Genomic DNA, 23,645 nt, shown 5'->3' on the forward strand with positions numbered 1-23,645 from the left:
TGACGGCGTCTCAGTTCTCTGCGTCCTGCAGCGCCGCATGCAGTTTGTCGGTGATCTGCTGCAGCGCGGCCAGGTCATCGGCTGAGAGGTGGTCGAGGAAATTCCGGCGCACGCTGGTGACATGGACCGGCCTTGCTGCGCCAAGCTGGGTGCGGCCTTCTGCGGTCATGCGGATCACCACGACGTTGTCGCTGTCGGTGTCGCGCTCGATCAGACCCCGGCCGGCCATGCGGGTAAGCTGGTGCGAGAGCCGGGTCTTGTCCCATTCCAGGTAGTCCAGCAGCTCGCGCTGGCGGCGGCAGCGGTCCTTGGCCTTGCTCAGTTCCATCAGCACGACGAAGTCGGCACTGGAGAGCCCGGTGCTGCGGGTGATGTCGTGGACGATGCGGCCGGAGGTGATCTCGGCCATGCGCCGGAAGCCGCGCCAGGCGGCCCACTCGTCGGGAGTGATGGTGGGGGAGGTCATGAGCCCACGTTGCCCGTATGCGGTTGACGTGTCAACCAGAAGGTTCTACGGTTGATGTGTCAACCATTCCATGGGCCGCCTCATGCCGCACCCTCCACGTATCGCCATCATCGGCGGAGGCCCTGCCGGCCTGACCGCCGCCCTAATCCTGCATCGCGGCGGCCAGCGCGTGTGCGTGTACGAGGGCGAGTCGTCGGGGCAGCAGCGCACCCAGGGCGGCACGCTGGATCTGCACGAGGATTCCGGCCAGGTGGCGCTGCAGCGCGCCGGTCTGCTGGAGGCGTTCCGCGCGGTGGCACGCCACGAGGGACAGGAACAGCGGACGGGCGATCCGTGGACCGGAGAGATTGTCGCCGGCGGATTCGGGCCGGAGGGAAGCATGGACAAGCCGGAGATCGACCGCGGCGACCTACGCCAGCTGCTGCTGGATGCGCTGCCGGCCGATACGGTGCAGTGGGGCCATTGCCTGACCGAGCTGGTGCTTGCACAGGCAGGCCAACACAGCCTGCGCTTCGCCAATGGTGTGCAGGCCGAGGCGGACATCGTGATCGGTGCCGATGGTGCGTGGTCGAAAGTGCGCGCAGCGCTGAGTGCCTGCCAGCCGTTGCCGACCGGTATTACCTTCTTCGAAGGCTGGATCGCACAGCCTGCGGCGGATATCGCGGCCATGGTGGGGCAGGGCAGCCTGTTCTGCTTTGGCGGCGAGGAGGCGCTGTTCGTGCAGCGCAACAGCGGTGATCGGTTCTGCGTGTATGCGGCGCTGAAGCGGCCTTCTGATTGGCTTGATGCGCAGATCGCGCAGCACGGTATGCGCGCGCTGGTGACAGGCAGCTATACCGCCTGGGCACCGAACCTGCGGCGGCTGCTGGAGGCGTGCACCGACTTCGTGCGGCGGCCGATCTACAGCCTGCTGGCGGATTTCCGTTGGACACCGCGCAACGGTGTGACGCTGATCGGCGATGCTGCCCATCTGATGCCGCCGGTAGGCGTGGGCGTGAACCTGGCGATGCTGGACGCGTCGGATGTGGCGATGGCGTTGTGCGCGCAGCCGGACGCAGTGAGTGCCATCCGCCAGGCCGAAGCGGTGGTCTGCGAGCGCGCCCGCGCGCTGATGCCGGACGCCATCGAGGGGTTCCAGCGCTGGTTCACTACAGAAGCGACGGCTGACAGCGGTTGAGCCCGCTTGCAACGCGGGGACAGGAAGCACCTGCGTCACTGCGTCGCAGCCTCTCTGCAGGATGCGGTACATCGGTTCAGCGCTAGAGTGGGCATACCCATCCAGGAAGGAGACGCCCATGTACTACAGCAGTGGCAACTACGAGGCCTTCGCACGCCCGCGCAAGCCGGCGGGCGTGGACAACAAGACGGCCTGGTTCGTCGGCTCGGGCCTGGCCTCGTTGGCCGGTGCGGCGTTCCTGGTGCGCGATGGGCGCATGCCCGGCGAGCGCATCACCATCCTTGAGCAGCAGCAGATTGCCGGTGGCGCTCTCGATGGCCTGAAGGTGCCGGAGAAGGGTTTCGTGATCCGCGGTGGCCGCGAGATGGAAGACCACTTCGAGTGCCTGTGGGATCTGTTCCGTTCGATTCCCTCGCTGGAAATCGACGATGCCAGCGTGCTGGACGAGTTCTACTGGTTGAACAAGGATGACCCGAACTATTCGCTGCAGCGCGCCACCGTTAACCGGGGCGAGGATGCGCATACCGATGGTCTGTTCACCCTGAGCGAGCAGGCGCAGAAGGACATCATCGCGCTGTTCCTGGCTACCCGGCAGGAGATGGAGAACAAGCGCATCAATGAAGTGCTGGGCCGCGATTTCCTGGACAGCAATTTCTGGCTGTACTGGCGCACGATGTTCGCGTTCGAGGAATGGCACTCGGCGCTGGAGATGAAGCTGTACCTGCATCGTTTCATCCACCATATCGGCGGGCTGCCGGATTTCTCTGCGCTGAAGTTCACCAAGTACAACCAGTACGAATCGCTGGTGCTGCCGCTGGTGAAGTGGCTGCAGGACCACGGTGTGCAGTTCCAGTACGGCACCGAGGTGACCGATGTGGACTTCGCGCTGCAGGAAGGGCGCAAGCAGGCCACGCGCATCCACTGGACGCAGGATGGCCAGGCTGGAGGCGTGGACCTGGGCGCGGACGATCTGGTGTTCATGACGATCGGCTCGCTGACCGAGAATTCTGACAACGGCGACCACCACACTGCTGCGCGCTTGAATGAAGGCCCGGCACCGGCATGGGACCTGTGGCGGCGCATCGCAGCCAAGGATGCGGCGTTCGGGCACCCGGATGTGTTCGGCGCGCATATAGCGGAAACCAAGTGGGAATCGGCGACGGTGACCACGCTGGACGCGCGCATTCCGGCGTACATCGAAAAGATTGCCAAGCGCGATCCGTTCAGTGGCAGGGTGGTGACCGGCGGCATCGTGAGCGTGCGCGATTCACGCTGGCTGATGAGCTGGACGGTGAACCGCCAGCCGCACTTCAAGAACCAGCCGAAGGACCAGATCGTGGTGTGGGTGTATTCGCTGTTCGTGGATACACCGGGCGATTACGTGAATAAGCCGATGCAGGACTGCACGGGCGAGGAGATCACCCGCGAGTGGCTGTACCACCTGGGTGTGCCGGTGGACGAGATCGACGAGCTGGCGGGGACCGGGGCGAAGACGGTGCCGGTGATGATGCCGTACATCACCGCGTTCTTCATGCCGCGCCAGGCCGGTGACCGCCCGGACGTGGTGCCGGAGGGCGCGGTGAACTTTGCCTTCATCGGCCAGTTTGCCGAATCGAAGCAGCGCGACTGCATCTTCACCACCGAGTATTCGGTGCGCACGCCGATGGAAGCGGTATACACGCTGCTGGGCATCGAGCGCGGCGTGCCGGAGGTGTTCAATTCCACCTACGACGTGCGCACGCTGCTGGCGGCGACCGGCCGCCTGCGCGATGGCAAGGAACTGGACATTCCGGGGCCGGCGTTCCTGCGCAACCTGCTGATGAACAAGCTGGACAAGACCCAGATTGGTGGGCTGCTGCGTGAGTTCAAGCTGGTGCAGGACGACTGAGCGAGCGCGGTGTAGGTAGCGCCGGGCCATGCCCGGCGGTTTCTTGCGGCGCCGCGTCGCTCGCCGGGCATGGCCCGGCGCTACCGCAACGCTGCGCCATCGGTTGAGCGGCTGAGGTATTCCCAGGTATCGATGCTGTCAGCCATCGATGCCAGCTTGCCGCGTACCAGTTGCAGGGCATCGCTGCCCAGCAGCAGGTGCGTCGGTGGGTTGGGGTTGTCGATCACCTGCAGCATGGCCTGCGCGGCCTTGATCGGGTCGCCCAGCTGATGGCCACTCTTTTCCTCGCGTGCGCGGCGGATCGGGTCGAACAGTGCGTCGTAGTCGCCGATGCTGCGCGAGGCCCGCACCATCGAACGACCGGCCCAATCGGTGCGGAACGAACCCGGCGCGATAGCGGTCACGTGGATGCCGAACGGCGCGACTTCCTTGCCCAGCACTTCGCTGATGCCTTCCAGCGCGAACTTGCTGCCGCAGTACCAGGCGATGCCGGGCAGGGTGATGAAGCCGCCCATGGAGGTGATGTTGAGGATGTGGCCGCGACGGCGCGCGCGCATGTGCGGCAGCACGGCCTGGATCAGCGCGGCAGGACCGAACACATTCACTTCGAACTGATGGCGCAGTTCGTCCAGCGTGGATTCTTCGAGGATGCCTTCGTGGCCGTAGCCGGCGTTGTTGACCAGCACGTCGATGGCGCCGATGTCGGCTTCGACGCTGGCCACCAATGCATCGATGGCGGCGGCGTCGGTGACGTCCAGCAGGCGGCCGAAGGCGTGACCCGGCGCGAGGGCTTCGAAATCCTGACGGGCGGTTTCGCTGCGCACGGTGCCGACCACACGATGGCCGGCCAGCAGGGCCTGCTGGGCCAGGGCGCGACCGAAGCCGCTGCTGACGCCGGTGACGAGGAGGAGGCGGGATACGGTCATGGCTGAGGGCTCGTGGCTGGGGTCTTGCACGTTAGTGGTTGAGCGCGGGGCGGCCCAGGCCTAAGCTTCGGTCGTTCTTGCCTATTCCTATGGGGCACCCGATGCAATTGACCGATGATCCGCTGCAGCATCCCGCACAGGCGCGCATGGTCGGCCTGTTGCAGGCGCTGGCCGTGGACGAGGGCTACACGCTGACGGCAGTGCCCGGTGTGCGGCTGCTGCGCTCGAACCGGCCACTGGCGCGCACGCCGGTGCTGTACGACCCGGGCATCGTGATCGTCTGCCAAGGCGTGAAGCGCGGCTATCTGGGCGGGCAGGTCTACCAGTACGACGCGCAGCACTACCTGGCGGTGTCGGTGCCGGTGCCCTTCACGATGGAGACCGAGGCCACGGCGGAGGCGCCGCTGCTGGCGATCTACCTGCATCTGGACCTGCAACTGGCGGCGGATCTGCTGATTGAACTGGGCGAGCGCGCCGCCAGCACTGAAGTGCCGGCACAGAGCATGATGTCCAGCCCGATGCAGGGCGCGATGCAGGCCACGGTGCTGCGCTTGCTGGAAGCGCTGGCTGATCCGTTGGAGGCAGACGTGCTGGGCGCCTCGCTGGTGCGCGAGCTGTATTTCAGGGTGCTGACCGGCGCACAGGGCGGGGCGATGCGCGAGGCGCTGGCCATGCGTGGGCGCTTCGGCCGCATCAGCAAGGTGCTGCGGCATATCCATGCGGCCTATTCGACGGCGCTGGATGTTGAGGCGTTGGCAGCGCAGGCGGAGATGAGCGTGGCCACGTTCCATGATCACTTCCGCAACATTACCGGCACCTCGCCGATGCAGTACGTGAAGTCCACGCGGCTGCACCAGGCGCGGCTGCTGATGCTGCGGCAGGGCATGACGGCTGAGGCGGCATCGTTGGCGGTGGGGTACGCCAGCCCGTCGCAGTTCAACCGGGAGTTCAAGCGCCTGTTCGGGTTGCCGCCGGCGGCCGAGGTGGCGCGCATGCGGCGAAGTTTTGCGTTGCCGCCGGCGCCGGCCGATGCGGTGTATGTGTCTTCGCATTGATTGCGGCATGCGCCGGGCATGGCCTGGCGCTACCAGGGAAGCCCGTGTCAGGTAGCGCCGGGCCATGTCCGGCGAACGAGGCGGTTGACAGGATGTCTACCTACTAGTAGGTTTGAATCCATGAAAGAGTCACTCTCCCCCAAGGCCCACGAGATCCTGGCCCAGGCCCGTTCGCTGCTGGAGGCCGGTGGCTACAACGGTTTCAGCTATGCCGATGTGTCCGCGCGGGTGAACATCAGCAAGGCCAGCATCCACCACCATTTCCCCAGCAAGGCCGACCTGGTGCGCACGGTCGTGGAGTTGTACCGCGCCGAAGCCCGCGAGGGCCTGGCGCTGCTGGACCGGCAGCTGGGAGACCCGTTGCAGGAGCTCAATGCGTACGTGGACTACTGGTCGACCTGCATTGCCGGTGGCACGGCGTCGTTCTGCATCTGCGCGATGCTGGCTGCCGAGATACCGATGATTCCGCTGGAGGTTGCCGACGAAGTGCGCGGGCACTTCGAGGATCTGACCAGCTGGCTGACCGTGACGCTGGAGAAGGGTGTAGCCAGCGGCCAGCTGCGCCTGCAGGGCACGCCTGCCGACGAGGCCAAGGCCTTCATGGCGTCGGTGCATGGCGCGATGCTGGCGGCGCGCGGTTTTGGTGATGCAGCGACGTTCGCGGCGCTGGCACGGTTGTCGATTGCCCGGGTGAGCGCGGCGGTCTGAGTGATTCCCGGAAGGCCTGCGCGAAGCGGGTCTTCTTTTTGCCCATCGAATCTACCTACTAGTAGGTTCATAACTCCAGCTGAGGTTGCCATGAGTCATCCGCTTTCTCCCTTGGGCGTCGTACACACCGCGATCAGCCTGATTCCCATCGTCGCCGGCGTTTACGGATTCATCCGCCATCGCGCTATTGATCCGGCTACGCGCGCCGGCAAGCTCTACCTGCTGGGATTGGTGCTGTCGGTGGTGACGTCGTTCACCGTCTCCAGCACCGGGGGCCTCAATCCAGGCCATGCGTTTGGTGTGGTGATCCTGCTGATTGCATTCGGTGGCGTGCTGGCGGCGCGGCTGCGGTTCCTTGGTCGGTTGGCGCCCTATCTGTCGACATTCGCGCTGTCTTTCAGCTTCCTGTTGTCGCTGGTGCCGGGCGTGAATGAAACGCTGACGCGGTTGCCGGTGGCGCATCCGATTGCGGCCGCGCCGCTGGCGCCGGTGATCCTGCAGACGCTGCTGGGGTGTGCAGCGGTGTTTGCGATCGGCTTCGTGGCGCAGTGCTGGCGGATACACTCGCGCAGAGCAAACCTCTCCTGACCACAGTGGCCGATATTGCCGCAGTGATCAGCACCCCACCAGCCGGTCGGCGCTGATGCCACTGCGGTGCTGGTTGCGGTACTCGATGGGGCTGGCGTCGACCATGCCGCGGAAGTGCCGACGGAACGATTCCTGCGAACCAAAGCCCGCCTGTTCGGCCACCCATTGCAGTGGCCGATCGGTGGTTTCCAGCAGCTCGCGGGCGTAGGCCACGCGTTCGCGGATGAGCCAGTCGATGGGCGACAGGCCGGTGGCTTCGAGGAACTGGCGCTGCAGGGTGCGCTGGCTCAGCGCGGCCTGTTCGGCGAGGCTGCCCAGCGAATGCGGCTCGCGCAGATTGCGCCGCATCCATTCCATCAGTTTCGCCAGCCGCGTGGGCTCGCCCAGCGGGATCGCGCGGCTGACGCGCTGGCTGCGTTCGGCATCGCGCCACGGCGCCAGCACCAGCCGCTCCGCTACGAGGTTGGCCACGCGTGCACCGTAATCCTTGCGCACCATGTACAGCATCATGTCCATGCCGGTGGCCGATCCGGCCGAAGTGATGATGCTGCCGGCGTCCACATACAGCACGTCGTCGCGCACGTGGATGCGCGGGAACTCGCGGGCCAGTGTTTCGGTGAGCCGCCAGTGGGTGGTGGCCTGGCGGCCGTCGAGCAGGCCGGCCCAGGCGAGCACGAACGCGCCTGAGCAGATGGAGGTGATGCGGGCGCCGCGCGCATGGGCGCGGGTGAGGGCATCGAGCAGCGCCTGTGGCGGACGCTCGCTGGGTTCGCGCCAGCCGGGAATGACGATGATGTCGGCGTCGTCGACCGCACTCAGATCGTAGGGCAGCTGTACCTGTGCGCTGCCGAGCATGCGCAGCGCACCGGGCTCGCCAGCGCAGAGCTGGGTGCGGTACCAGGCCACGCCGAGTTCGGGGCGGATGGGCGCGAACAGGCCGACCGCGCAGCCGAATTCGAACAGACCCTGGCCGTGGCAGGCCACGATGGCGACGGTGGGCGCGTTCGGTTCGGCAGGCAGGGTGGGCATGGCTTGATGCTACCGACGCAGGCACGTGCCGCTGAGTGGCGCGCGGGCATGAGGTGATGCCCGCGGGGTATATGGAGCGGTCGCTCCCTTCTTGTAGAGCCGAGCCCACGCTCGGCTCAAAACCGGAGGGGGTGGATGCATTCTGTCGCGGTCGCGAAGAGCAGCCGAGCGTGGGCTCGGCTCTACAGACAGTAGTGCACCGGCGCGGCCGCCTAACCTCATTACCAGCGGTCATGTGGCTGGCGCGATGTGACGGTCACATGACGCGATATCCGCTGTTGCGCGTTGGGCGCGGGCCCTTGAATGGAGGTGTGTCTCCGGCCCACCCCCACGAGCCCCCATGCCTGCTGCCCATATTCCTGCGCTGTCCACGCTCTCCCTTCTGATTGCGGCCGCCCTGGCCGCTGCCCCGGCGTATCCGGCTGATGCCGATGCGCCGTCGGCGACCACTGCCACTTCTGCGAACCTTGCCGCGTCCACGCTGGATGCGGTGGTGGTGACCGGCTCGCGTACCAGCACTCGCACGGTGAAGAACAGCTCGACGCCGATCGACGTGATTTCCGCCGAGGACCTGGCGGCTACCGGCCAGGCCAACCTGCTTGAAGCGCTGCAGCGCAGCCTGCCATCGCTGAGCCAGATTGGTGGTTACCAGAGCGACCAGGAAAGCCTGATCCGCGGCTACCAGCTGCGCAACCTGTCGCCGGGTTACACGCTGGTGCTGGTGAACGGCAAGCGCCGCAACGCCAGTGCGTACGTCAGTGGCGCCAACGGTGGCGGCTATCCGGGCCACGCCTGGGCCGATTTGGCGCTGATTCCGGTATCGGCCATCGACCACGTAGAGGTGCTGCGTGATGGCGCATCGGCCATCTACGGTTCGGACGCGATCACCGGGGTGATCAACGTGATCCTGAAGTCGCAGGCGCACGGTGGCGATGTGTCGGTGGAGAGCGGGCAGAGCACCGATGGCGACGGCAGCCGCACCAGCGTGCGCGCCAACATCGGCCTGCCCTGGGGCGAGGATGGCTTCATCAACCTGTCCGGCGAGAGCACGCGCCAGCACCATGCAATCCGCACGCGACGCTACATCGACGGCTACCTGAGCTATCCGGCGGTGGACGGCAACGGCAACCTGGTGGCGCTGCGGCCGAACAACCGGCTGCCGGCCGGGGCGGCGCCGAACCCGGCCGAGGCCGGACGCGATGCGGAGGCCAACATCATCCTCAGCTCGCCGTCTTATGCGTTGAAGGCCTTCGCGGTGAACGTGGGCCATGGGCTGGGTGAGAACGCGCAGTTCTACGCCAATGCCACCGCCAGCGACCGTACCGCGCAGGCGATCCAGAACTTCCGGCTGCCGGCGACGATCTTCACCACCTACCGGGCGCCGGGCGTGCTGAGCGTGTTTCCCGACGGCTTCCTGCCGGTGCTGGAAACCAAGGAGAAACAGTACACCGGCACGGCCGGGGTGAAGGGCCAGGTTGCGGGCTGGGACTACGACGTCAGCCTGACCGGCAACCGCAACACGGTGCGTACCTACACCCGCAATTCGGTGAACTATTCGCTGCCATATCCCGGCTCGCCCACCGACTTCTACGACGGCAAGCTGGACTACCAGCAGGGCATCGCCAACCTCGACCTGCGCCGTGGCTTCGAGGTGGCCGCCTTCGCATCGCCGCTGGAAGTAAGTGCGGGTGCCGAGTACCAGCACGAGCAGTACGAACGCGGGGCAGGGCAGTGGGAGTCCTACACCGGCTTCGGTGCCGCTGCGTTCGTGGGCTATTCGACCGCCGATGCGGTGAAGGCCACCCGCAACAGCAAGGCGGTATACGCAGGTGCGGCGACCAACATCACCTCGCGCTGGTACCTGGATGCGGCCGCGCGCTGGGAAGACCATTCCGACTTCGGCACGGTGTCCACCGGTCGGTTGACCACGCGCTTCGACTTCACCGATGCACTGGGCGTGCGTGCCACGGTCAGCAACGGCTTCCACGCGCCGAGCCTGGGGGCCCAGTTCTACCAGGCTACCGGCAGCTGCCCGTGCGGTACCACGCTGGTGGCGCAGGTCGCTTCGCCGGCAGCGGTGGCGCTGGGCGCCACGCCGCTGAAGCCGGAGAAAGCCACCAACTACAGCCTCGGTGTGACCTGGGACCCGAGCCCGGCCTTCCATCTGGCGGTGGATGCGTACCAGATCGACATTCGCGGCCAACTCGGCCAGTCCAGCCAGATCGGCTACAACGCGCAGGACCCGACGCGGGTGACCGACAACAGCGGCACCGTGCTGACCGCTGCGCAGAAGAACACGATTGATGCGCTGCTGGGTACGGCCGGCATCAGCATCCTGCCCGGTGATGCGTTCTACGCCAGCTATTTCACCAACGTGGGCGACACCCGCACGCGCGGTGTGGAGCTGACCCTGGAAGCGAACCAGGAAACACAGTGGGGCAAGCTGCGCTGGACCTACGCGGCCAACGTGGGTCGCACCACCATCCAGAAGGTGAGCGCGATTCCACAGGCGCTGCAGGGGCTGCCGAACATCAACCTGCTGACCAAGTCGAGTGAGTATGCGTTGCGCTTCCGCACGCCGTCGTACACGCAGGTGGCGGGGCTGGGCTGGCAGAACGGGCGCTGGCGCTCGAACGTGGACTTCACCTACTACGGCCCGATCAAGCGCCTGAACAACGGCGTGGAGTACAAGCAGCCGCCGGTGCTGGTGACCAACCTGTCCGGTGGGGTGGAGCTGGGCGCGGGCTGGAGCGCGGCGCTGGGCATCAACAACGTGTTCGACAAGCGCACCCGCAAGGTGCCCGCGTACGCACGCAGCGCCACCGATGTGGCCAGCATCGAGACCACCTGGGACAGCGGTGATGTGCTGAGCAACGTCGGCACGTTCTGGTACGGGCGCGTCAACTACCGGTTCTGAGGTTCATGCAACACGCAGCCGAGCGTGGCTCGGCGCTACATGGGAGCGTTTCATGTCATCTGCATTGAATGTGGTTGCGTTGATTGGTTCGCCGACGGCATCGGCCAACTCGCGCACGTTGCTGCTGGTGCGGCATCTGCTGGAAGAGCTGCGCGAGCGGGTCAACATCAGCGTGGAGCTGGTCGAGCTGGCGCCGATCGCGCGCTCGCTGGGGCAGGCGCTGCAGCGCAGTGAAGTGGAGCCGCAGGTGGAGCGCGCGCTGGCCACGATTGAATCGGCGCAGCTGCTGGTAGCGGCCACGCCGGTATATCGCGGATCCTATCCGGGCCTGTTCAAGCACCTGATCGACTTCATTGAACTGGACGCGCTGGTGGATACGCCGGTGCTGCTGGCCGCCACCGGTGGCAGTGAGCGCCACGCGCTGGTGATCGACCATCAGCTGCGGCCGCTTTTCAGCTTCCTGCAGGCGCATACGCTGCCGATCGGGGTGTATGCCACGCCGGCCGACTTCGACGGCGACCGCATCAACAGTGCTGCACTGCAGGCGCGCATCCAACTGGCGGCCGAGCGTGCAGCGGGGCACCTGGCGCCACTGGCGGCGGCGCTGCCGGCGCCGCTGCGTAGGATCGCCTAGGACGTGGCGGTGCAGCTGCGGCACCTGGCGTTCCTCACGCCCGGAAGCTATCTGCCTGAACAACCGCGCGCGGGCCTGGACGCGACGTTGGCGCTGATCGCGTTTGCCGAACAGCTGGGCTATGACGGCGCGTGGGTGCGCCACCGCCACCTGGAACCGGGTATCAGCTCGGCAGCGGTGTTCCTGGCGGCGGCCAGCCAGCACACCACCCGCATCGAGCTGGGCAGTGCGGTCATCCAGCTGGGCTACGAAACACCTTTCCGCCTGGCCGAGGATCTGTCGTTGCTGGACGCGCTGGCCGGTGGCCGGCTGCAGGTGGGCGTCAGTACCGGCGCGCCGCCGCACGGGGAACTGGTTGGGCCCTTGCTGTTCGACAGCGACCCGGCGCACATCGACTTTTCCCATGACCGGGTCGCGCGGTTGCTGGAAGCGCTAAGGGGTGAGCCGTTGGGTGCCGCCGATGCCGAGGTCGGCAATGCCGCCACGCGCTATCGCCCGCGACTGCAGCCGCATGCGCCGGGGCTGGTGGACCGGGTCTGGTATGGCGCAGGCTCTCTGCAGTCGGCGCGTGCGGCGGGTGAGCAGGGGCTGCATCTGCTGCTGGGCAACGTCAACCGCGCCGAGCTGAGTGATGACTTCTTCGTCGCCCAGCTGCAGCACCTGCAGGCCTATCGCGCGGCACTGCCGGCGGACAGCCCGCGCCGCGTAGCGGTGGGGCGTGTGCTGGTGCCCACCGAGGGTGTGGATGCGGCCACGCGCCAGCGGATCGACGCCTTCAGTGCGCAGCGGCATGCGCGCACCCTGGCCCCGCAAGGGCCACGCCGCACCATGTTTGCGCCCGACGTGGTCGGCAGCACGGCGCAGATCATCGCGCGGTTGCAGGCCGATCCGCTACTGCAGCAGGTGGACGAGCTTCGCGTGGAGCTGCCCTATGAGCTGCCCGAGCAGGACTACCGGCGCATCCTCACCACGGTGATCGAGGACATCGCGCCGGCGCTGGGTTGGCGCGCGCCCGCGCAAGCGGCGTGACGCTACCAGCGCCCATAACGGCCAGCAGTCTGCTTATTGCCAACCTGCATCTGCATGGCCGGATCCGACCGTGGATTGTCGAGTTCTGGCGCTGGCATGCAGCCTTCCTTCTCTAGCATCGATATCGAAGCGGCAGTGCATTGCCGGCCCCTACGAGGACGATTCCGTGGCTGTAGACGCAACCCACAAACCCATCCTGTTCCTGCTGGACCGCGAGTTCGAGGACGGCCAGCTGCCCGGACAACGCTTCTTCTGCCGGCACAGCCTGCTGCTGGAAGGTGCGCTGTCGAGCATCGACGGCCTGGACGCGCAGCTGGATGTGCGCCGCATCGGCTTCAGCCGGCCGCGCCGCGAGGTGATCGCCGAGATCGGCGAGCAGGACCAGTCGCTGCCGAAGCTGGTGCTGCCGCAGGGCGTGGTCAATGAACACGCCAGTGGTGAGTACCAGCAGCGCCAGTACATCTCCGGTGCCGAGCCGATCCTGGCGGCACTGAACGGCCTGCTCGGCATTCCCGTGGCCCATCCCTGAGCGAGGACGTGACGATGAGCTACCTCACCAGCGTGTTGGACAAGAGCCCGGTGGCCGACGGCAGCACGCCGGAACAGGCGTTGCGCAACAGCCTGCAACTGGCACAGCGTGCCGAGCAGCTGGGCTATCACCGTTACTGGTTTGCCGAGCACCACGCGGCGCCGACGCTGGCCAGCCCGGCACCGGAAGTGCTGGCGGCGTGGGTGCTGGCGCAGACCCGGCGCATCCGCATCGGCAGTGGCGGGGTGATGCTGCGCCACTACGCGCCGTACAAGGTGGCCGAGAACTTCAATCTGCTGGCGGCACTGGCGCCGGGGCGCGTGGATCTGGGCGTGGGCAAGGCACCGGGCGGTCTGCCGGCATCGACTGCCGCATTGGCCGCCGGTCGCCCGGCATTCGCCGATTTCGACCAGCAGCTGCGCGACCTGGAAGGCTATCTGTCCGATGCGCAGGCGGATGCGCAGGCGCGGCCGATTCCACAGACGGCGCCGGAGCGCTTCCTGCTGGGCGCCAGCCCGCAGAGCGCCCGGCAGGCTGCGGAACTGGGCTGGCGCTTCGTGTACGCCGCGCACTTTGACGGCGACCCGAAACACATCGAGGCCGCCTTTGAAGCGTATCGCGCAGTGTCCGCGCACGCCCCGCTGCTGGCAACCGTGGCCTTCGCTGCGCCCACCAGCGATGCCGCTGCGCGCCATATCGGCGCGCTGCGGGTCTACAAGCTGCACTTGGGCCCCGGACAGACGGTGAACCTGCCCAGCCCCGAGGCCGCTGCCGAGTACGCCCGGCAGGTGGGCGTGACTGATTTCCGCGTCGAAGAAACACGCCCCAGCGTGCTCTCAGGCGACGCGCAGCACGTAAGCAGCGAGCTGGATGCGCTGCATCGACGCTTCGGCGTGGGTGAATTCATCCTCGACGCGCCGGTGGCCGACCTCGACGCACGCCTGACGTCCCTTGAACTGCTGTCGCCCGCACCCCGCGCGGCGGTGGCCTGACTGCTGGAGCGACCCCATGAGCACGACCCCGCGTCCCATCCCGTTCGGCATCATGCTGCAGGGCCCCGGCAGCCACATGCATGCCTGGAAGCATCCGTCCAACGCGCCCGATGCCAGCGTCAACCTGGGCTATTACATCGACATCGCGCGTACCGCCGAGGACAACGGCATCGCCTTCGGCTTCGTTGCCGACGGCCTGTACATCAACGAGAAGTCGATCCCGCATTTCCTCAACCGCTTCGAGCCGATCTCGCTGCTGTCGGCACTGGCGACGGCAACGAAGAAGATCGGTCTGGCCGGCACGCTGTCCACCTCGTACAGCGATCCGTTCACCGTGGCGCGCCAGTTCGCGTCGCTGGACCTGCTCAGCGGTGGCCGAGCCGGTTGGAACGTGGTGACCTCGCCGCTGGAAGGCTCGGGACGCAACTACGGCCGCCCGCATCCGGAACACGCGCTGCGCTACCAGATTGCCGATGAGTACCTTGAGGTGGTGCAGGGCCTGTGGGATTCGTGGGATGACGATGCGTTCGTTCGCGACCGCGACAGCGGCACGTTCTTTGCGCCGGAGAAGTTCCGGCGCCTCGACCACAAGGGCCGCTTCTTCCAGGTGGAAGGTCCGCTCAACATCCAGCGCTCGCCGCAGGGGCAGCCGGTGATCTTCCAGGCCGGTTCTTCCGACGATGGCATTGCGCTGGCCGGCAAGTACGCCGATGCGGTGTTCACCCACGCGCCATCGCTGGAGGAGACCCGTACGTTCACCCAGAAGGTGAAGAACTCGGCGATAGCCCATGGCCGCAGCGCGGGTGACGTCAAGATCTTCCCGGGCATCGGCCCGATCGTTGGCCGTACGGCGGAAGAAGCCGAAGCCAAGTATCAGGCGATTGCTGCGCTGGCCGGGCTGGACGATGCATTGGCGTATCTCGGCCGATTCTTCGACCACCATGATTTCAGCCAGTACGACCCGGATGCGCCGTTCCCGGAGCTGGGCGACATCGGTGCCAATTCCTTCCGCTCCACCACTGACCGCATCAAGCAGGACGCACGCGAGCAAGGCCTGAGCCTGCGCCAGGTGGCACTGCAGGCGGTGAGCCCGCGGCCGAACTTCATCGGCACGCCGGAACATGTGGCCGACGAACTGATCCGCTGGTTCGACGCCGGCGCCAGCGATGGCTTCATCCTCGGCTTCGCCGCGCAGCGCGAAGGCCTGGATGATTTCGTGACCCTGGTGTTGCCGCTGCTGGAAGCGCGCGGCTACCACCGCAGCGAGCTGGAAGGACAGACCCTGCGCGACCACCTGGGCCTGCCGCGCAAGGCAAGCCGGTATGCGACCGACGCCGAGCCGGCGCGGAAGGTGGGATAAGGCAATGAGCGGAGATATTTCGGTAGCGCCCGGCCATGCCCGGCGGAAGGCGCCGGCAACGGGCGTACTGCCCGAAATCGCGGCACGTGCCGACGAGGCCATCGGGATCCGCCATGACCTGCACCAGCACCCGGAACTGGCCTTCGAAGAACACCGCACCAGTGCCCGCGTGGCCGAGCTGCTGCAGCAATGGGGTTACGCGGTCAGCACCGGCGTGGGTGGCACCGGCGTGGTCGGCACGCTGCAGCGCGGGCAGGGCAGTCGCCGGTTGGGTCTGCGCGCCGACATCGATGCGCTGCCGATCCATGAGGAATCCGGGCTGGCCTATGCCAGCCAGCGCGAAGGCCTGATGCACGCCTGCGGCCACGATGGCCACACCGCCATCCTGCTGTCGGCCGCCCACTACCTGGCGCATCACGGGCGATTCGATGGCACGTTGCAGCTGGTGTTCCAGCCGGCCGAGGAAACCGGGTCGGGTGCTTCGAAGATGATCGCCGATGGCCTGTTCGAGCGCTTCCCGGTCGATGCCATCTATGGCCTGCACAACTGGCCGGGCGTTCCAGTAGGGCACTTCGGCTTCGTCGACGGACCGGCGATGGCGTCGGTGGACTGGGCGCGGCTGCGGGTGATCGGCAAGGGCGGCCACGGCGCCGAGCCGCAGGGCAGCGTCGACCCGATTTTGGCCGCTGCACACATCATCACCGCGCTGCAGAGCGTGGTCTCGCGCAATGTCGACCCGCGGCAGATGGGCGTAGTCACCGTCGGTTCGATCCACGGTGGACAGGCCGCCAACGTGATTCCCGATGTGGTTGAGCTGAAGCTGACCGTGCGCGCGTACCTGCCGGAGGTGCGCGATACGCTGCGTCGGCGGGTCACCGACATTGCCGAGCAGACCGCCGCCGCGTTTGGTGCGCGTGCGGAGATCGAATTCCCACGCGGCTTCCCCAGCGTGATCAATCACCCGGAGCAGACCGCCTACATCCGCGAGGTGGCGGTACAGGGCTTCGGCGCCGGGCAGGTGGTGGAGGCCTTCGCCCCGCGTACCGCCAGCGAGGACTTCGCCTTCCTGCTGCAGGCGCGGCCGGGCAGCTTCGTGTTCGTCGGCAACGGCGACAGCGCGCCGCTGCACAGCCCGCGCTATGTGTTCAACGATGCGGCCATCGCCCCGGCGGCCAGCCTGTGGGCGCGCCTGGCCGAGCACTACCTGGTGGAGGACGTGGCATGAGCGTGCGGTACGACAACGATCGCTTTCTGTACACCACGGTGGATGACCCGTTGGCGCGGCCGCTGTTTGACGGCCTGGAGCAGGAATACGACAACCGCTACGCGGACGTGCGCCGTCGGATTGGTGGCAGCGCCCGCGAAGAGCTGCAGCGCTATCCTGCGGAGGCCTTCGCGGCCCCGGTGGGTGCGTTCGTGCTGCTGCTGCGCGACGGCGTAGCAATCTCCGGCGGCGCGTTCATGCCGCATCGCGATGAGGATACCGCCGAATTCAAGCGCATCTGGACGCTGCCCGGTCTGCGCAGGCAGGGCATCGCCCGTCGTGTACTGCAGGAACTGGAAGACCAGGCCGCGCGGCAGGGCTATCGGCGCGTGTTCCTGACCACTGGCTTCCGCCAGCCGGAGGCGGTTGGCCTGTACCTCAGCCACGGCTACACCGCGCTGTTCGACCTGGATGCGGATCCGGAAACCATCGCGCACCTGCCGTTCGAAAAACAGCTGGTGCGGCAGCCGCAGGTGGGCGTCACGCCCGACATCGCACTGCACGGAGCGGTGGCATGAGTACGCCATCCACCGCCATCGAGGGCATTCCCCGCCAGCCGGCCACGGCGCTGAAAATCGTGCCGGCGCGGCACCCGCTGCAGGTGATCGGTACGGTGCTGGCACTGGCGCTGATCCTGATCGGGCTGCAGTCGGTGCTGGGCAACCCGCGTTGGGGCTGGGGCACGTTCGCCGAATGGTTCTTCGCCCGCCCGGTACTGGAAGGGTTGGGACGGACCTTGCTGCTGACCGCGCTCGGTACCGGCCTCGGCTTCGCGCTGGGCACGCTGCTGGCCTTGGCCCGCGTCTCCGGTTCACCGCTGTTGTCGGCGGTGTCGTGGGGCTACGTGTGGCTGTTCCGTTCGATTCCGCTGCTGGTGCTGTTGCTGCTGCTGAACAACCTGGGCTACCTGTACAGCACCATCGAACTGGGCGTGCCGTTCACCGGCATCAGCCTGTTCTCGTACCCGACCACGCAGTTGATCGGCGTGTTCACTGCGGCGGTACTGGGCCTCACCTTGAACCAGGCGGCATTCTCTGCGGAGGTGATCCGTGGCGGCATCCTGTCGGTCGACCACGGCCAGTACGAAGCGGCCGCCGCGTTGGGCCTGCCGCGCGGTCGCCAGGTGCGCCGCATCATCCTGCCGCAGGCGATGCGTTCGATCCTGCCGGCGGCGTTCAACGATGTGATCGGCCTGGCCAAGAGCACCTCGGTGGTCTACGTGCTGGCGCTGCCGGAGTTGTTCTATACCGTGCAGGTGATCTACCGCCGCAACCTGGAGGTGGTGCCGCTGCTGATGGTGGCCACGGTCTGGTACCTGGTGATCCTGACGGTGCTGTCGCTGCTGCAACGGCGGGTGGAGCAGCGTTTCGCCCGCGGCCAGCTGCAGCATGAGCGCAACGTGTCGCGGGTACCGTCGACGCCGCCGCGTCCCGTAGCGCCGCCCAGCGCACGCGTACCCAGTCGCGCGGCCTTTGCCGTGCCGATCGAGGCGGGCACGGGCGCCGCCGTTTCATTGCAGAGTGTTGGCAAGGCCTTCGGCGAGCAGACGGTGCTGGATGACGTGCATCTGGAGCTGAAGGCCGGCAGCGTGACCGTGTTGATCGGTCCGTCCGGGGCTGGCAAGTCCACGCTGCTGCGGCTGATCAATCACCTGGAGCGCGCTGACAGTGGCTTCGTCACCGTGGGTGGCCAACTGATCGGCTACCGCCGCGACGGAGACACGCTGTACGAGCTGCCGGAAAGCGAGATCCGTCGGCGCCGCGCCGAAGTCGGCATGGTGTTCCAGGGCTTCAACCTGTTCCCGCACATGACCGCGCTGGAGAACATCATCGAAGCGCCCATCGCGGTACGCGGCATTTCGCGGGCCCAGGCCGAGCAGCAGGCGCGCACGCTGCTGGAGCGGGTGGGGTTGGCCGACAAGGCCGATGCCTTCCCACGCCAGCTGTCCGGCGGTCAGCAGCAGCGCGTGGCCATTGCCCGCGCGCTGGCGCTGCAGCCGAAGGTGCTGCTGTTCGACGAACCCACCTCCGCGCTGGACCCGGAGCTGGTGTCGGAGGTGCTGAGCGTGATCGAGGAACTGGCCAGTTCCGGCACCACGCTGGTGATCGTCACCCACGAACTGGGCTTCGCCCGTCGCGTGGCCGACCACGTAGTGATGATGGACCAGGGCCGGGTGATCGAGCAGGGCACGCCGGACGCGCTGTTTGAACACCCGCGCCAGCAACGCACCGCCGATTTCCTTGCCAAGACCCTGTAACCCCTTTCGAGAAACCCCATGAGCCCAGCATCGCAGCGACGTCCCGCACGCAGCACCCTGTTGATCGTCGGTGTGCTGGTCATCGGCATCGCCGGCATCGTCTATTCGCGCGTGCGCCAGGGCCCCGATGGCGTGCCCGTTGCGGCGACATCACTTGCAGCCAGCAACGCGGAGATACTGAAGGGCACGCCCGATCCGAAGGCACAAGCGCTGATTCCGGCCGGCTACCGTTTCGTCACACCGGGTGCGTTCACCATCGCCACCCATCCCGGCCAGCTGCCGTTGGCCGACTACGGTGCCGACAGCAAGGAAGTGGTGGGCGTGGAGCCCGATATCGCACGATTGATCGCCGATGGCCTTGGCCTGAAGCTGGTGGTGGTGCCGGTGGCCTGGGCCGACTGGCCGCTGGGGCTGGAATCGGGCAAGTACGATGCGGTGCTGTCGAACGTGACGGTCACTGAAGAGCGCAAGAAGAAGTTCGATTTCTCCAGCTATCGTTTCGACCTGCTGGGCATTTATACCCGCACCGATGGGCCGATCCAGAAGATCGCCACGCCCGCCGACGTGGCCGGGCTGAAAGTGGTGGTGGGGGCGAGCACCAACCAGGACCAGATCCTGCGCCAATGGGACAAGCAGAACATTGCCGCTGGCCTGAAACCGGTGGAGTACCAGTACTTCGATGACGCGGTGATCGGGCGGCTGGCGGTGATCACCGGTCGCGCGGATGTGTCGTTCGAGCCGAATGCCACCGGCGCCTATTCGGCACGTGATGGCAAGGTGCGCCGGGTCGGCCTGTTCCCGGGCGGTTGGCCGGATGCGGCGGCGATCTCGGTGACCACCCGCAAGGGTAGCGGTCTGGCCGACGCGGTGACCCAGGCACTGAACACCCAGATCAGCAGCGGCACCTACGCGAAGGTGCTGGCGCGCTGGAACGTGGCCGAAGAGGCGGTGCCGCAGTCGCAGACCAATCCGCCGGGGTTGCCGGGGTTTTGATGCAGGCGTGCCAACCAACGGTTGGCACCCACCGGAATGCCAGGCGGGGCACGCCGGCCCAGGTCGGCCTCTACTGGAGTCAGGACTGCCAATCGATGTGTTGCGGGCGGGCACCTCGATTGCCGTGGAAGAAGCGGATCGCAGCGAAGCACGCCTCGAGGTCGATGCACCATGCCAGCGGATAACCATCCACCTGACCGTTGTCGAGCCGGAAATAGGCGTTGCCGGCGCGGTGTTCGTTTCCACAGGAATGGAAGCCCCCGTCGCCCGGCTCTTGCAGGTACATCAGCCACGCGTGCTCCGCATTGCGCAGCATGCACAGCGATGGGCCGTCGGGCACCGATGCCCACAGCTCGAGCTGGGGCATGGATGCGGCCAGCGCCAGTGCACTGGCCAGCTGTTGGTCAGTGGCGGCGGCAACCGGGCCGCCATTGAGTAGAAGTTCGATCACTTCGGTTCCTGCATTGGCGTCACTGCCAGCGTGCCTCAAGCATACGGAAGGGGCCATCGAGCAGCACCCCGTCCTTGTCGAAATTCTGTACCAACCGCCCATCGACGCGCACGTCCTTCGGCAGGGTGCGGCTCGGCCACCACACACGTACCGGCGTGCCCTTGCGCAGTCCCTTGCCGAGCGAGACGGTCAAGAGGCCATCGCGCTGGCGCGCCTGCATCTGCAGGGTGCCGTAGGCAGTGGGCAGGCGGTCCACGGCCAGGCCTTCACCGGCCACCCAGGAAGGCGGCGTACCCGGCAGCAGCGACAGCGCATCATCGTCCTCGCGCATCAGCATGCCGAACAGGGTGCGGCCGTATTCGGCGCCGATCCAGGTGTGCGGCATGTCGCCGAGGTAGCGCGGGAAACGCAGCCGCGAATGCACGACCTCGGCCAGCACCTGCCATTCCAGCGGCCTGCGATCGTGCAGCAGGCCCTGTAGCAGTTCGTCGGCGGCTTCGGGCTGGCCCAGGTGCACGTAGCTCAGCACGTTGCGGATTTCATACGGCGTGTAGGCATACAGCGCACCGGGCTGGTTGCGCTTGCGCACATCGTCCAGGTAACGGGCGAAGGTGGTGCGCAGGGCCTCGGCGGGCAGCACGCTCTGTGCGCCGGTCGGGTCCAGTGCGATCGACACACCGGTCGGGTCGCCATCGCCGAGGTCGGCCGATGACGGAATGAAGTCGATGCCCTTCCATGCCATCGTTGCGCGGATCGATGCATGCAGGGCGTCATACAACGCCTTGTACTGTTCGCGCGCCCACTTCGCGGTTTCGTGGTCGCCCAGTGATTCAGCCAACCACGCACCGTCATGCCAGCCCTTCAGGCCCCAGTAGTCGTCCCAGTAGCTGTGGGTGGGCGAGGGGTAGCCCTCGTGGCTGATCGACGGCGCAAGAATGCCGGCGAAGCGCTCCGGTGCGGGCTGGTCGGCCATGTAGCCCGGCACCAGCGTGCGTTCGCGCAGTTCCTGCAGGAAGCGCAGTGCGGCCTTCACCTTGGGCAGATAGGCACGCACGCTTTCCGGGCCGCCATCCAGCCGTGCAACGTCGGCCACCAGGGTGACGTACTGGCCTTGGCTGTCGTACTCGATGTCCGAGCCGAAGCCGGTATTGACGCTGCCATCGTCGTTGAGGATGGGCGACACCAGGCCGTTGTCGTGCACGCCGTGTTCGCTGTACCAGGCCAGGTAGTCGCGTGCCACCTTGGCTTCGCCCATGCGCAGCAGCACCGCCGAGGTGGCCATGCCGTCGCGGATGAAGGAGCGGTTGTAGTTGCGTGGGCCGGGCTGCATCGCCGGGCCGGTCTGGTTGATCAGCATGTACGCGGCCTGCGCGCGCAGCATGTCCACCAGCGACGGGTCGGGCAGGCGCAGGCCGACCTGGCCCAGGCGTGCCTGCCAATCGGCGGAGGCACGGTTGGCCAGCGTGTCGAAGGCCTTGTCGCCATCGCGCGGCAGCGAGGCGAGGTCGAAGGCCGCTGCCTGCGGCAGCACGCCATTGGCATCGGCGGTGGCAGTACCGAGCGGGAAGGCCACCACCACCGCATCGCTGGCACCGGGTGCCAGGCTGACGCGATAGCTCAACGCCGCCGCTGCCAGGCCTGCGGCATCGCTTGCCTGTTGTGCGGCAGGCAGTTGCCCGCTGGCGATGGCCGACGTGATCTCGGTGTCGCCTTCGTTGCCGAAGGGCGCGGCGCCGGCGGCATCCACCGCAGTGAGTGACTGCAGCAGCGTGCGGCCATTGACGCGCACGGCGTTGCCTGCAACGGCCACTTCGCGGATCGGCGACAGCCCGCCGTTCTGCCACGGCGGGTTCATCTGCATCGGTCGCACCGCGAGGGTCAGCGTGCCTTCGACGGCCGTGCTGCCGGTGTTGCGCAGGCGATGGCGCACGAAGGTGACCGGTTGCCCGTCGCGCTCGATGGCGAAGGCCTCGCTGCGCAGTTCCAGCCCCGGTTGCGGTGACCAGGTGGCCGATGGCATCGGCTTCCAACCATCGCGAAGCGCGTGCTGCACCGGTTGTTCGGCGGCACCGGTCGCGCGGCCATCGGCACTGCGCCAGATCGGCTGCACCAGCGGTGCACCCTTGTAGGCCTCGATGTTGCCGTATTCGTCGAAGATCGATTTCTGCCGGCCCGCATGCACGCCGACTGCGGTCCAGTAGGTCTGCTGCATGTGCAACGACGCGGGGAACAACGCGCGCTGCGCGCCACTGGCGGCGATCTGGTAGCGCTTCATCGGCGTCATCACCGCCTTCGGGCCGAGCAGGCGGATGCGTTTGACCTGGGGGGCATCGCCTTCCACGGTCAACCGCAGTGCCTGCAGGTCGAGTGGCGCGTCGGCCGTCAGCCAGCTCTGCTGCCGGGTCGCTGCCTGTGCATCGCGGGCCAGTTCGTGCCAGCGGCCTTGCGCATCCTGTGCCTGCAGGCGTGCAGCGCCATGCGCGTTGGCCCAGTCCACCGCCAGCCCGGTGCTGGGCTGTGCACGGGGCAGGGTGATGTCGAGCGTATGCACGCCTGCTTTGCCCGCGGGGATGGCAACCGAGCCGCTACCCTGCCACAGCGCCGCGGACTGGGCGGCATCCAGCCCGGTCACGCGTGCAGTGAGCGCGGTATCGAGCGGTTCCATTTCGAAGATGGAGACGCCCCAGTCGGAGGTGCGCTGCGGGCTGGCCAGGCGCAGATAGCGGGCCTGGCGCGGTGCGAAATACAGGGTCTCGATGCCGCCCAGCGAATCGCCCATGACATAGGCGGTCTGCCACTGCTTGCCATCGAGCGAGGTCTGCAGTGAATAGCCTTCGGGGTTGGAGACATCCCAGGTGAGACGGGCACCGGCCAGCATCGCCGGTTTGCCGAGATCGATCTGGAACCAGTGGCCGGGACTGAACGCTCCACCGGTCACCGTCTTCGGATCGTTGTCGATCAGGTGGCTGATCGCCATCGCCGGAACCTGCTGCGATGACGCGCTGGCCTGCCATTGTGCGCGCGGTGGCAGGTTCTGTGCGGTGGCGGTGGCGGTGGCGGCCAGTGAGAGGCCGAGCAGCAGGGCCGCGGCAAGGCGCCGGTCCGGCAGGCGGGGAGCGGTCCAGCGGTCAGCGCACAACGTCATTGCGAAGGCCTCACATCAGCAGGGCCCGGGAACGGGCGGGCCTACGCTAGCAAGGGATGTAACCGGTTACATGACGCGTCGCAATATTTCCCGGATGCGTTCCGGCCCGACGTTTCATGAATGCGCACAGATCCGTTCGCGCAACCAGCGATGTGCCGGATCGCGATGCACGCTGCGTGTACGCCCTGACGGGGATGGCTCTGGAACCGGGGCGGAGAGGCTGTAGGGTCGAAGCGA

20 protein-coding genes are annotated in these 23,645 nt (G+C 66.9%); 15 read left to right on the top strand and 5 right to left on the bottom strand.

What is annotated here, in order from left to right; translation table 11 throughout:
• Nucleotides 1-10 precede the first annotated feature (10 nt).
• Entirely contained in the window at nucleotides 11-466 is a 456-nt protein-coding gene (locus CR919_RS18720; RefSeq protein ID WP_099821289.1) for a MarR family winged helix-turn-helix transcriptional regulator, read from the bottom strand.
• Nucleotides 467-548: 82 nt separating this feature from the next.
• Between CR919_RS18720 and CR919_RS18725 the strand changes: the two genes are divergently transcribed.
• Together CR919_RS18725 and CR919_RS18730 are read left to right on the top strand one after the other, a co-directional pair.
• Nucleotides 549-1,643: an NAD(P)/FAD-dependent oxidoreductase gene (locus CR919_RS18725; RefSeq protein ID WP_099821320.1), complete on the top strand. Its 1,095-nt coding sequence runs from the start codon at nucleotides 549-551 to the stop codon at nucleotides 1,641-1,643.
• Between the two features lie 118 nt (nucleotides 1,644-1,761).
• Nucleotides 1,762-3,531, top strand: a complete 1,770-nt coding sequence (locus CR919_RS18730; protein ID WP_099821290.1) for an oleate hydratase — start codon at nucleotides 1,762-1,764, stop codon at nucleotides 3,529-3,531.
• A gap of 80 nt (nucleotides 3,532-3,611) precedes the next feature.
• Here CR919_RS18730 and CR919_RS18735 read toward each other — a convergent pair whose 3' ends face one another.
• The gene (locus CR919_RS18735; RefSeq protein WP_099821291.1) at nucleotides 3,612-4,457 is read right to left on the bottom strand and encodes an oxidoreductase; all 846 of its coding nucleotides are present in this window, start codon (nucleotides 4,455-4,457) and stop codon (nucleotides 3,612-3,614) included.
• A 101-nt stretch (nucleotides 4,458-4,558) separates the two neighbouring features.
• Between CR919_RS18735 and CR919_RS18740 the strand changes: the two genes are divergently transcribed.
• From CR919_RS18740 to CR919_RS18750, 3 genes are all read left to right on the top strand, one after another.
• Nucleotides 4,559-5,512 carry an AraC family transcriptional regulator gene (locus tag CR919_RS18740; RefSeq protein ID WP_207761052.1) on the top strand — a complete coding sequence of 318 codons (954 nt, stop codon included), beginning with the start codon at nucleotides 4,559-4,561 and terminating at the stop codon, nucleotides 5,510-5,512.
• A 120-nt stretch (nucleotides 5,513-5,632) separates the two neighbouring features.
• Nucleotides 5,633-6,220: a TetR/AcrR family transcriptional regulator gene (locus CR919_RS18745; RefSeq protein WP_099821292.1), complete on the top strand. Its 588-nt coding sequence runs from the start codon at nucleotides 5,633-5,635 to the stop codon at nucleotides 6,218-6,220.
• 90 nt (nucleotides 6,221-6,310) lie between these two features.
• Nucleotides 6,311-6,808: a hypothetical protein gene (locus tag CR919_RS18750; protein WP_099821293.1), complete on the top strand. Its 498-nt coding sequence runs from the start codon at nucleotides 6,311-6,313 to the stop codon at nucleotides 6,806-6,808.
• Between the two features lie 27 nt (nucleotides 6,809-6,835).
• Here the strand turns inward: CR919_RS18750 and CR919_RS18755 are convergent, their stop codons facing one another.
• On the bottom strand, nucleotides 6,836-7,837 hold the full coding sequence (locus CR919_RS18755; protein WP_099821294.1) for a helix-turn-helix domain-containing protein: 1,002 nt from the start codon (nucleotides 7,835-7,837) through the stop codon (nucleotides 6,836-6,838).
• A gap of 340 nt (nucleotides 7,838-8,177) precedes the next feature.
• Here CR919_RS18755 and CR919_RS18760 point away from each other — a divergent pair, with 340 nt between their 5' ends.
• The 10 genes from CR919_RS18760 (at nucleotide 8,178) to CR919_RS18805 (ending at nucleotide 19,812) form a co-directional block, all read left to right on the top strand.
• Nucleotides 8,178-10,754, top strand: a complete 2,577-nt coding sequence (locus CR919_RS18760) for a TonB-dependent receptor (protein WP_099821295.1) — start codon at nucleotides 8,178-8,180, stop codon at nucleotides 10,752-10,754.
• 52 nt (nucleotides 10,755-10,806) lie between these two features.
• Entirely contained in the window at nucleotides 10,807-11,388 is a 582-nt protein-coding gene (gene msuE, locus CR919_RS18765) for an FMN reductase (RefSeq protein ID WP_089240595.1), read from the top strand.
• Nucleotides 11,389-11,397: 9 nt separating this feature from the next.
• Nucleotides 11,398-12,417, top strand: a complete 1,020-nt coding sequence (locus CR919_RS18770; RefSeq protein ID WP_099821322.1) for an LLM class flavin-dependent oxidoreductase — start codon at nucleotides 11,398-11,400, stop codon at nucleotides 12,415-12,417.
• Nucleotides 12,418-12,583: 166 nt separating this feature from the next.
• Entirely contained in the window at nucleotides 12,584-12,946 is a 363-nt protein-coding gene (locus CR919_RS18775; RefSeq protein WP_089240600.1) for a DUF3088 family protein, read from the top strand.
• A gap of 14 nt (nucleotides 12,947-12,960) precedes the next feature.
• Nucleotides 12,961-13,938, top strand: coding sequence for an LLM class flavin-dependent oxidoreductase (locus tag CR919_RS18780; RefSeq protein WP_099821296.1), 978 nt, complete (start codon nucleotides 12,961-12,963; stop codon nucleotides 13,936-13,938).
• A gap of 16 nt (nucleotides 13,939-13,954) precedes the next feature.
• The gene (locus CR919_RS18785) at nucleotides 13,955-15,298 is read left to right on the top strand and encodes an LLM class flavin-dependent oxidoreductase (RefSeq protein ID WP_099821297.1); all 1,344 of its coding nucleotides are present in this window, start codon (nucleotides 13,955-13,957) and stop codon (nucleotides 15,296-15,298) included.
• 4 nt (nucleotides 15,299-15,302) lie between these two features.
• Complete coding sequence (locus CR919_RS18790; protein WP_099821298.1) at nucleotides 15,303-16,523, top strand: M20 aminoacylase family protein; 1,221 nt, start codon at nucleotides 15,303-15,305, stop codon at nucleotides 16,521-16,523.
• The gene (locus CR919_RS18795) at nucleotides 16,520-17,080 is read left to right on the top strand and encodes a GNAT family N-acetyltransferase (RefSeq protein WP_099821299.1); all 561 of its coding nucleotides are present in this window, start codon (nucleotides 16,520-16,522) and stop codon (nucleotides 17,078-17,080) included. Before CR919_RS18790 ends, CR919_RS18795 begins: the two co-directional genes overlap by 4 nt.
• Nucleotides 17,077-18,819, top strand: coding sequence for an amino acid ABC transporter permease/ATP-binding protein (locus CR919_RS21455; protein ID WP_099821300.1), 1,743 nt, complete (start codon nucleotides 17,077-17,079; stop codon nucleotides 18,817-18,819). Before CR919_RS18795 ends, CR919_RS21455 begins: the two co-directional genes overlap by 4 nt.
• Before the next feature lie 18 nt (nucleotides 18,820-18,837).
• A complete protein-coding gene (locus CR919_RS18805) occupies nucleotides 18,838-19,812 on the top strand; it encodes an ABC transporter substrate-binding protein (protein ID WP_099821301.1) in 975 nt (324 codons plus the stop codon).
• A 79-nt stretch (nucleotides 19,813-19,891) separates the two neighbouring features.
• Here CR919_RS18805 and CR919_RS18810 read toward each other — a convergent pair whose 3' ends face one another.
• Together CR919_RS18810 and CR919_RS18815 are read right to left on the bottom strand one after the other, a co-directional pair.
• The gene (locus tag CR919_RS18810) at nucleotides 19,892-20,320 is read right to left on the bottom strand and encodes an Imm1 family immunity protein (RefSeq protein WP_165787291.1); all 429 of its coding nucleotides are present in this window, start codon (nucleotides 20,318-20,320) and stop codon (nucleotides 19,892-19,894) included.
• Nucleotides 20,283-23,408 carry a discoidin domain-containing protein gene (locus CR919_RS18815; RefSeq protein ID WP_099821303.1) on the bottom strand — a complete coding sequence of 1,042 codons (3,126 nt, stop codon included), beginning with the start codon at nucleotides 23,406-23,408 and terminating at the stop codon, nucleotides 20,283-20,285. The genes CR919_RS18810 and CR919_RS18815 overlap by 38 nt, the downstream gene beginning before the upstream one ends.
• Nucleotides 23,409-23,645 lie beyond the last annotated feature (237 nt).

The sequence above is a fragment of the Stenotrophomonas sp. LMG 10879 genome, assembly GCF_002750935.1.
GTDB classification, from domain to species: Bacteria; Pseudomonadota; Gammaproteobacteria; order Xanthomonadales; family Xanthomonadaceae; genus Stenotrophomonas; species Stenotrophomonas lactitubi_B.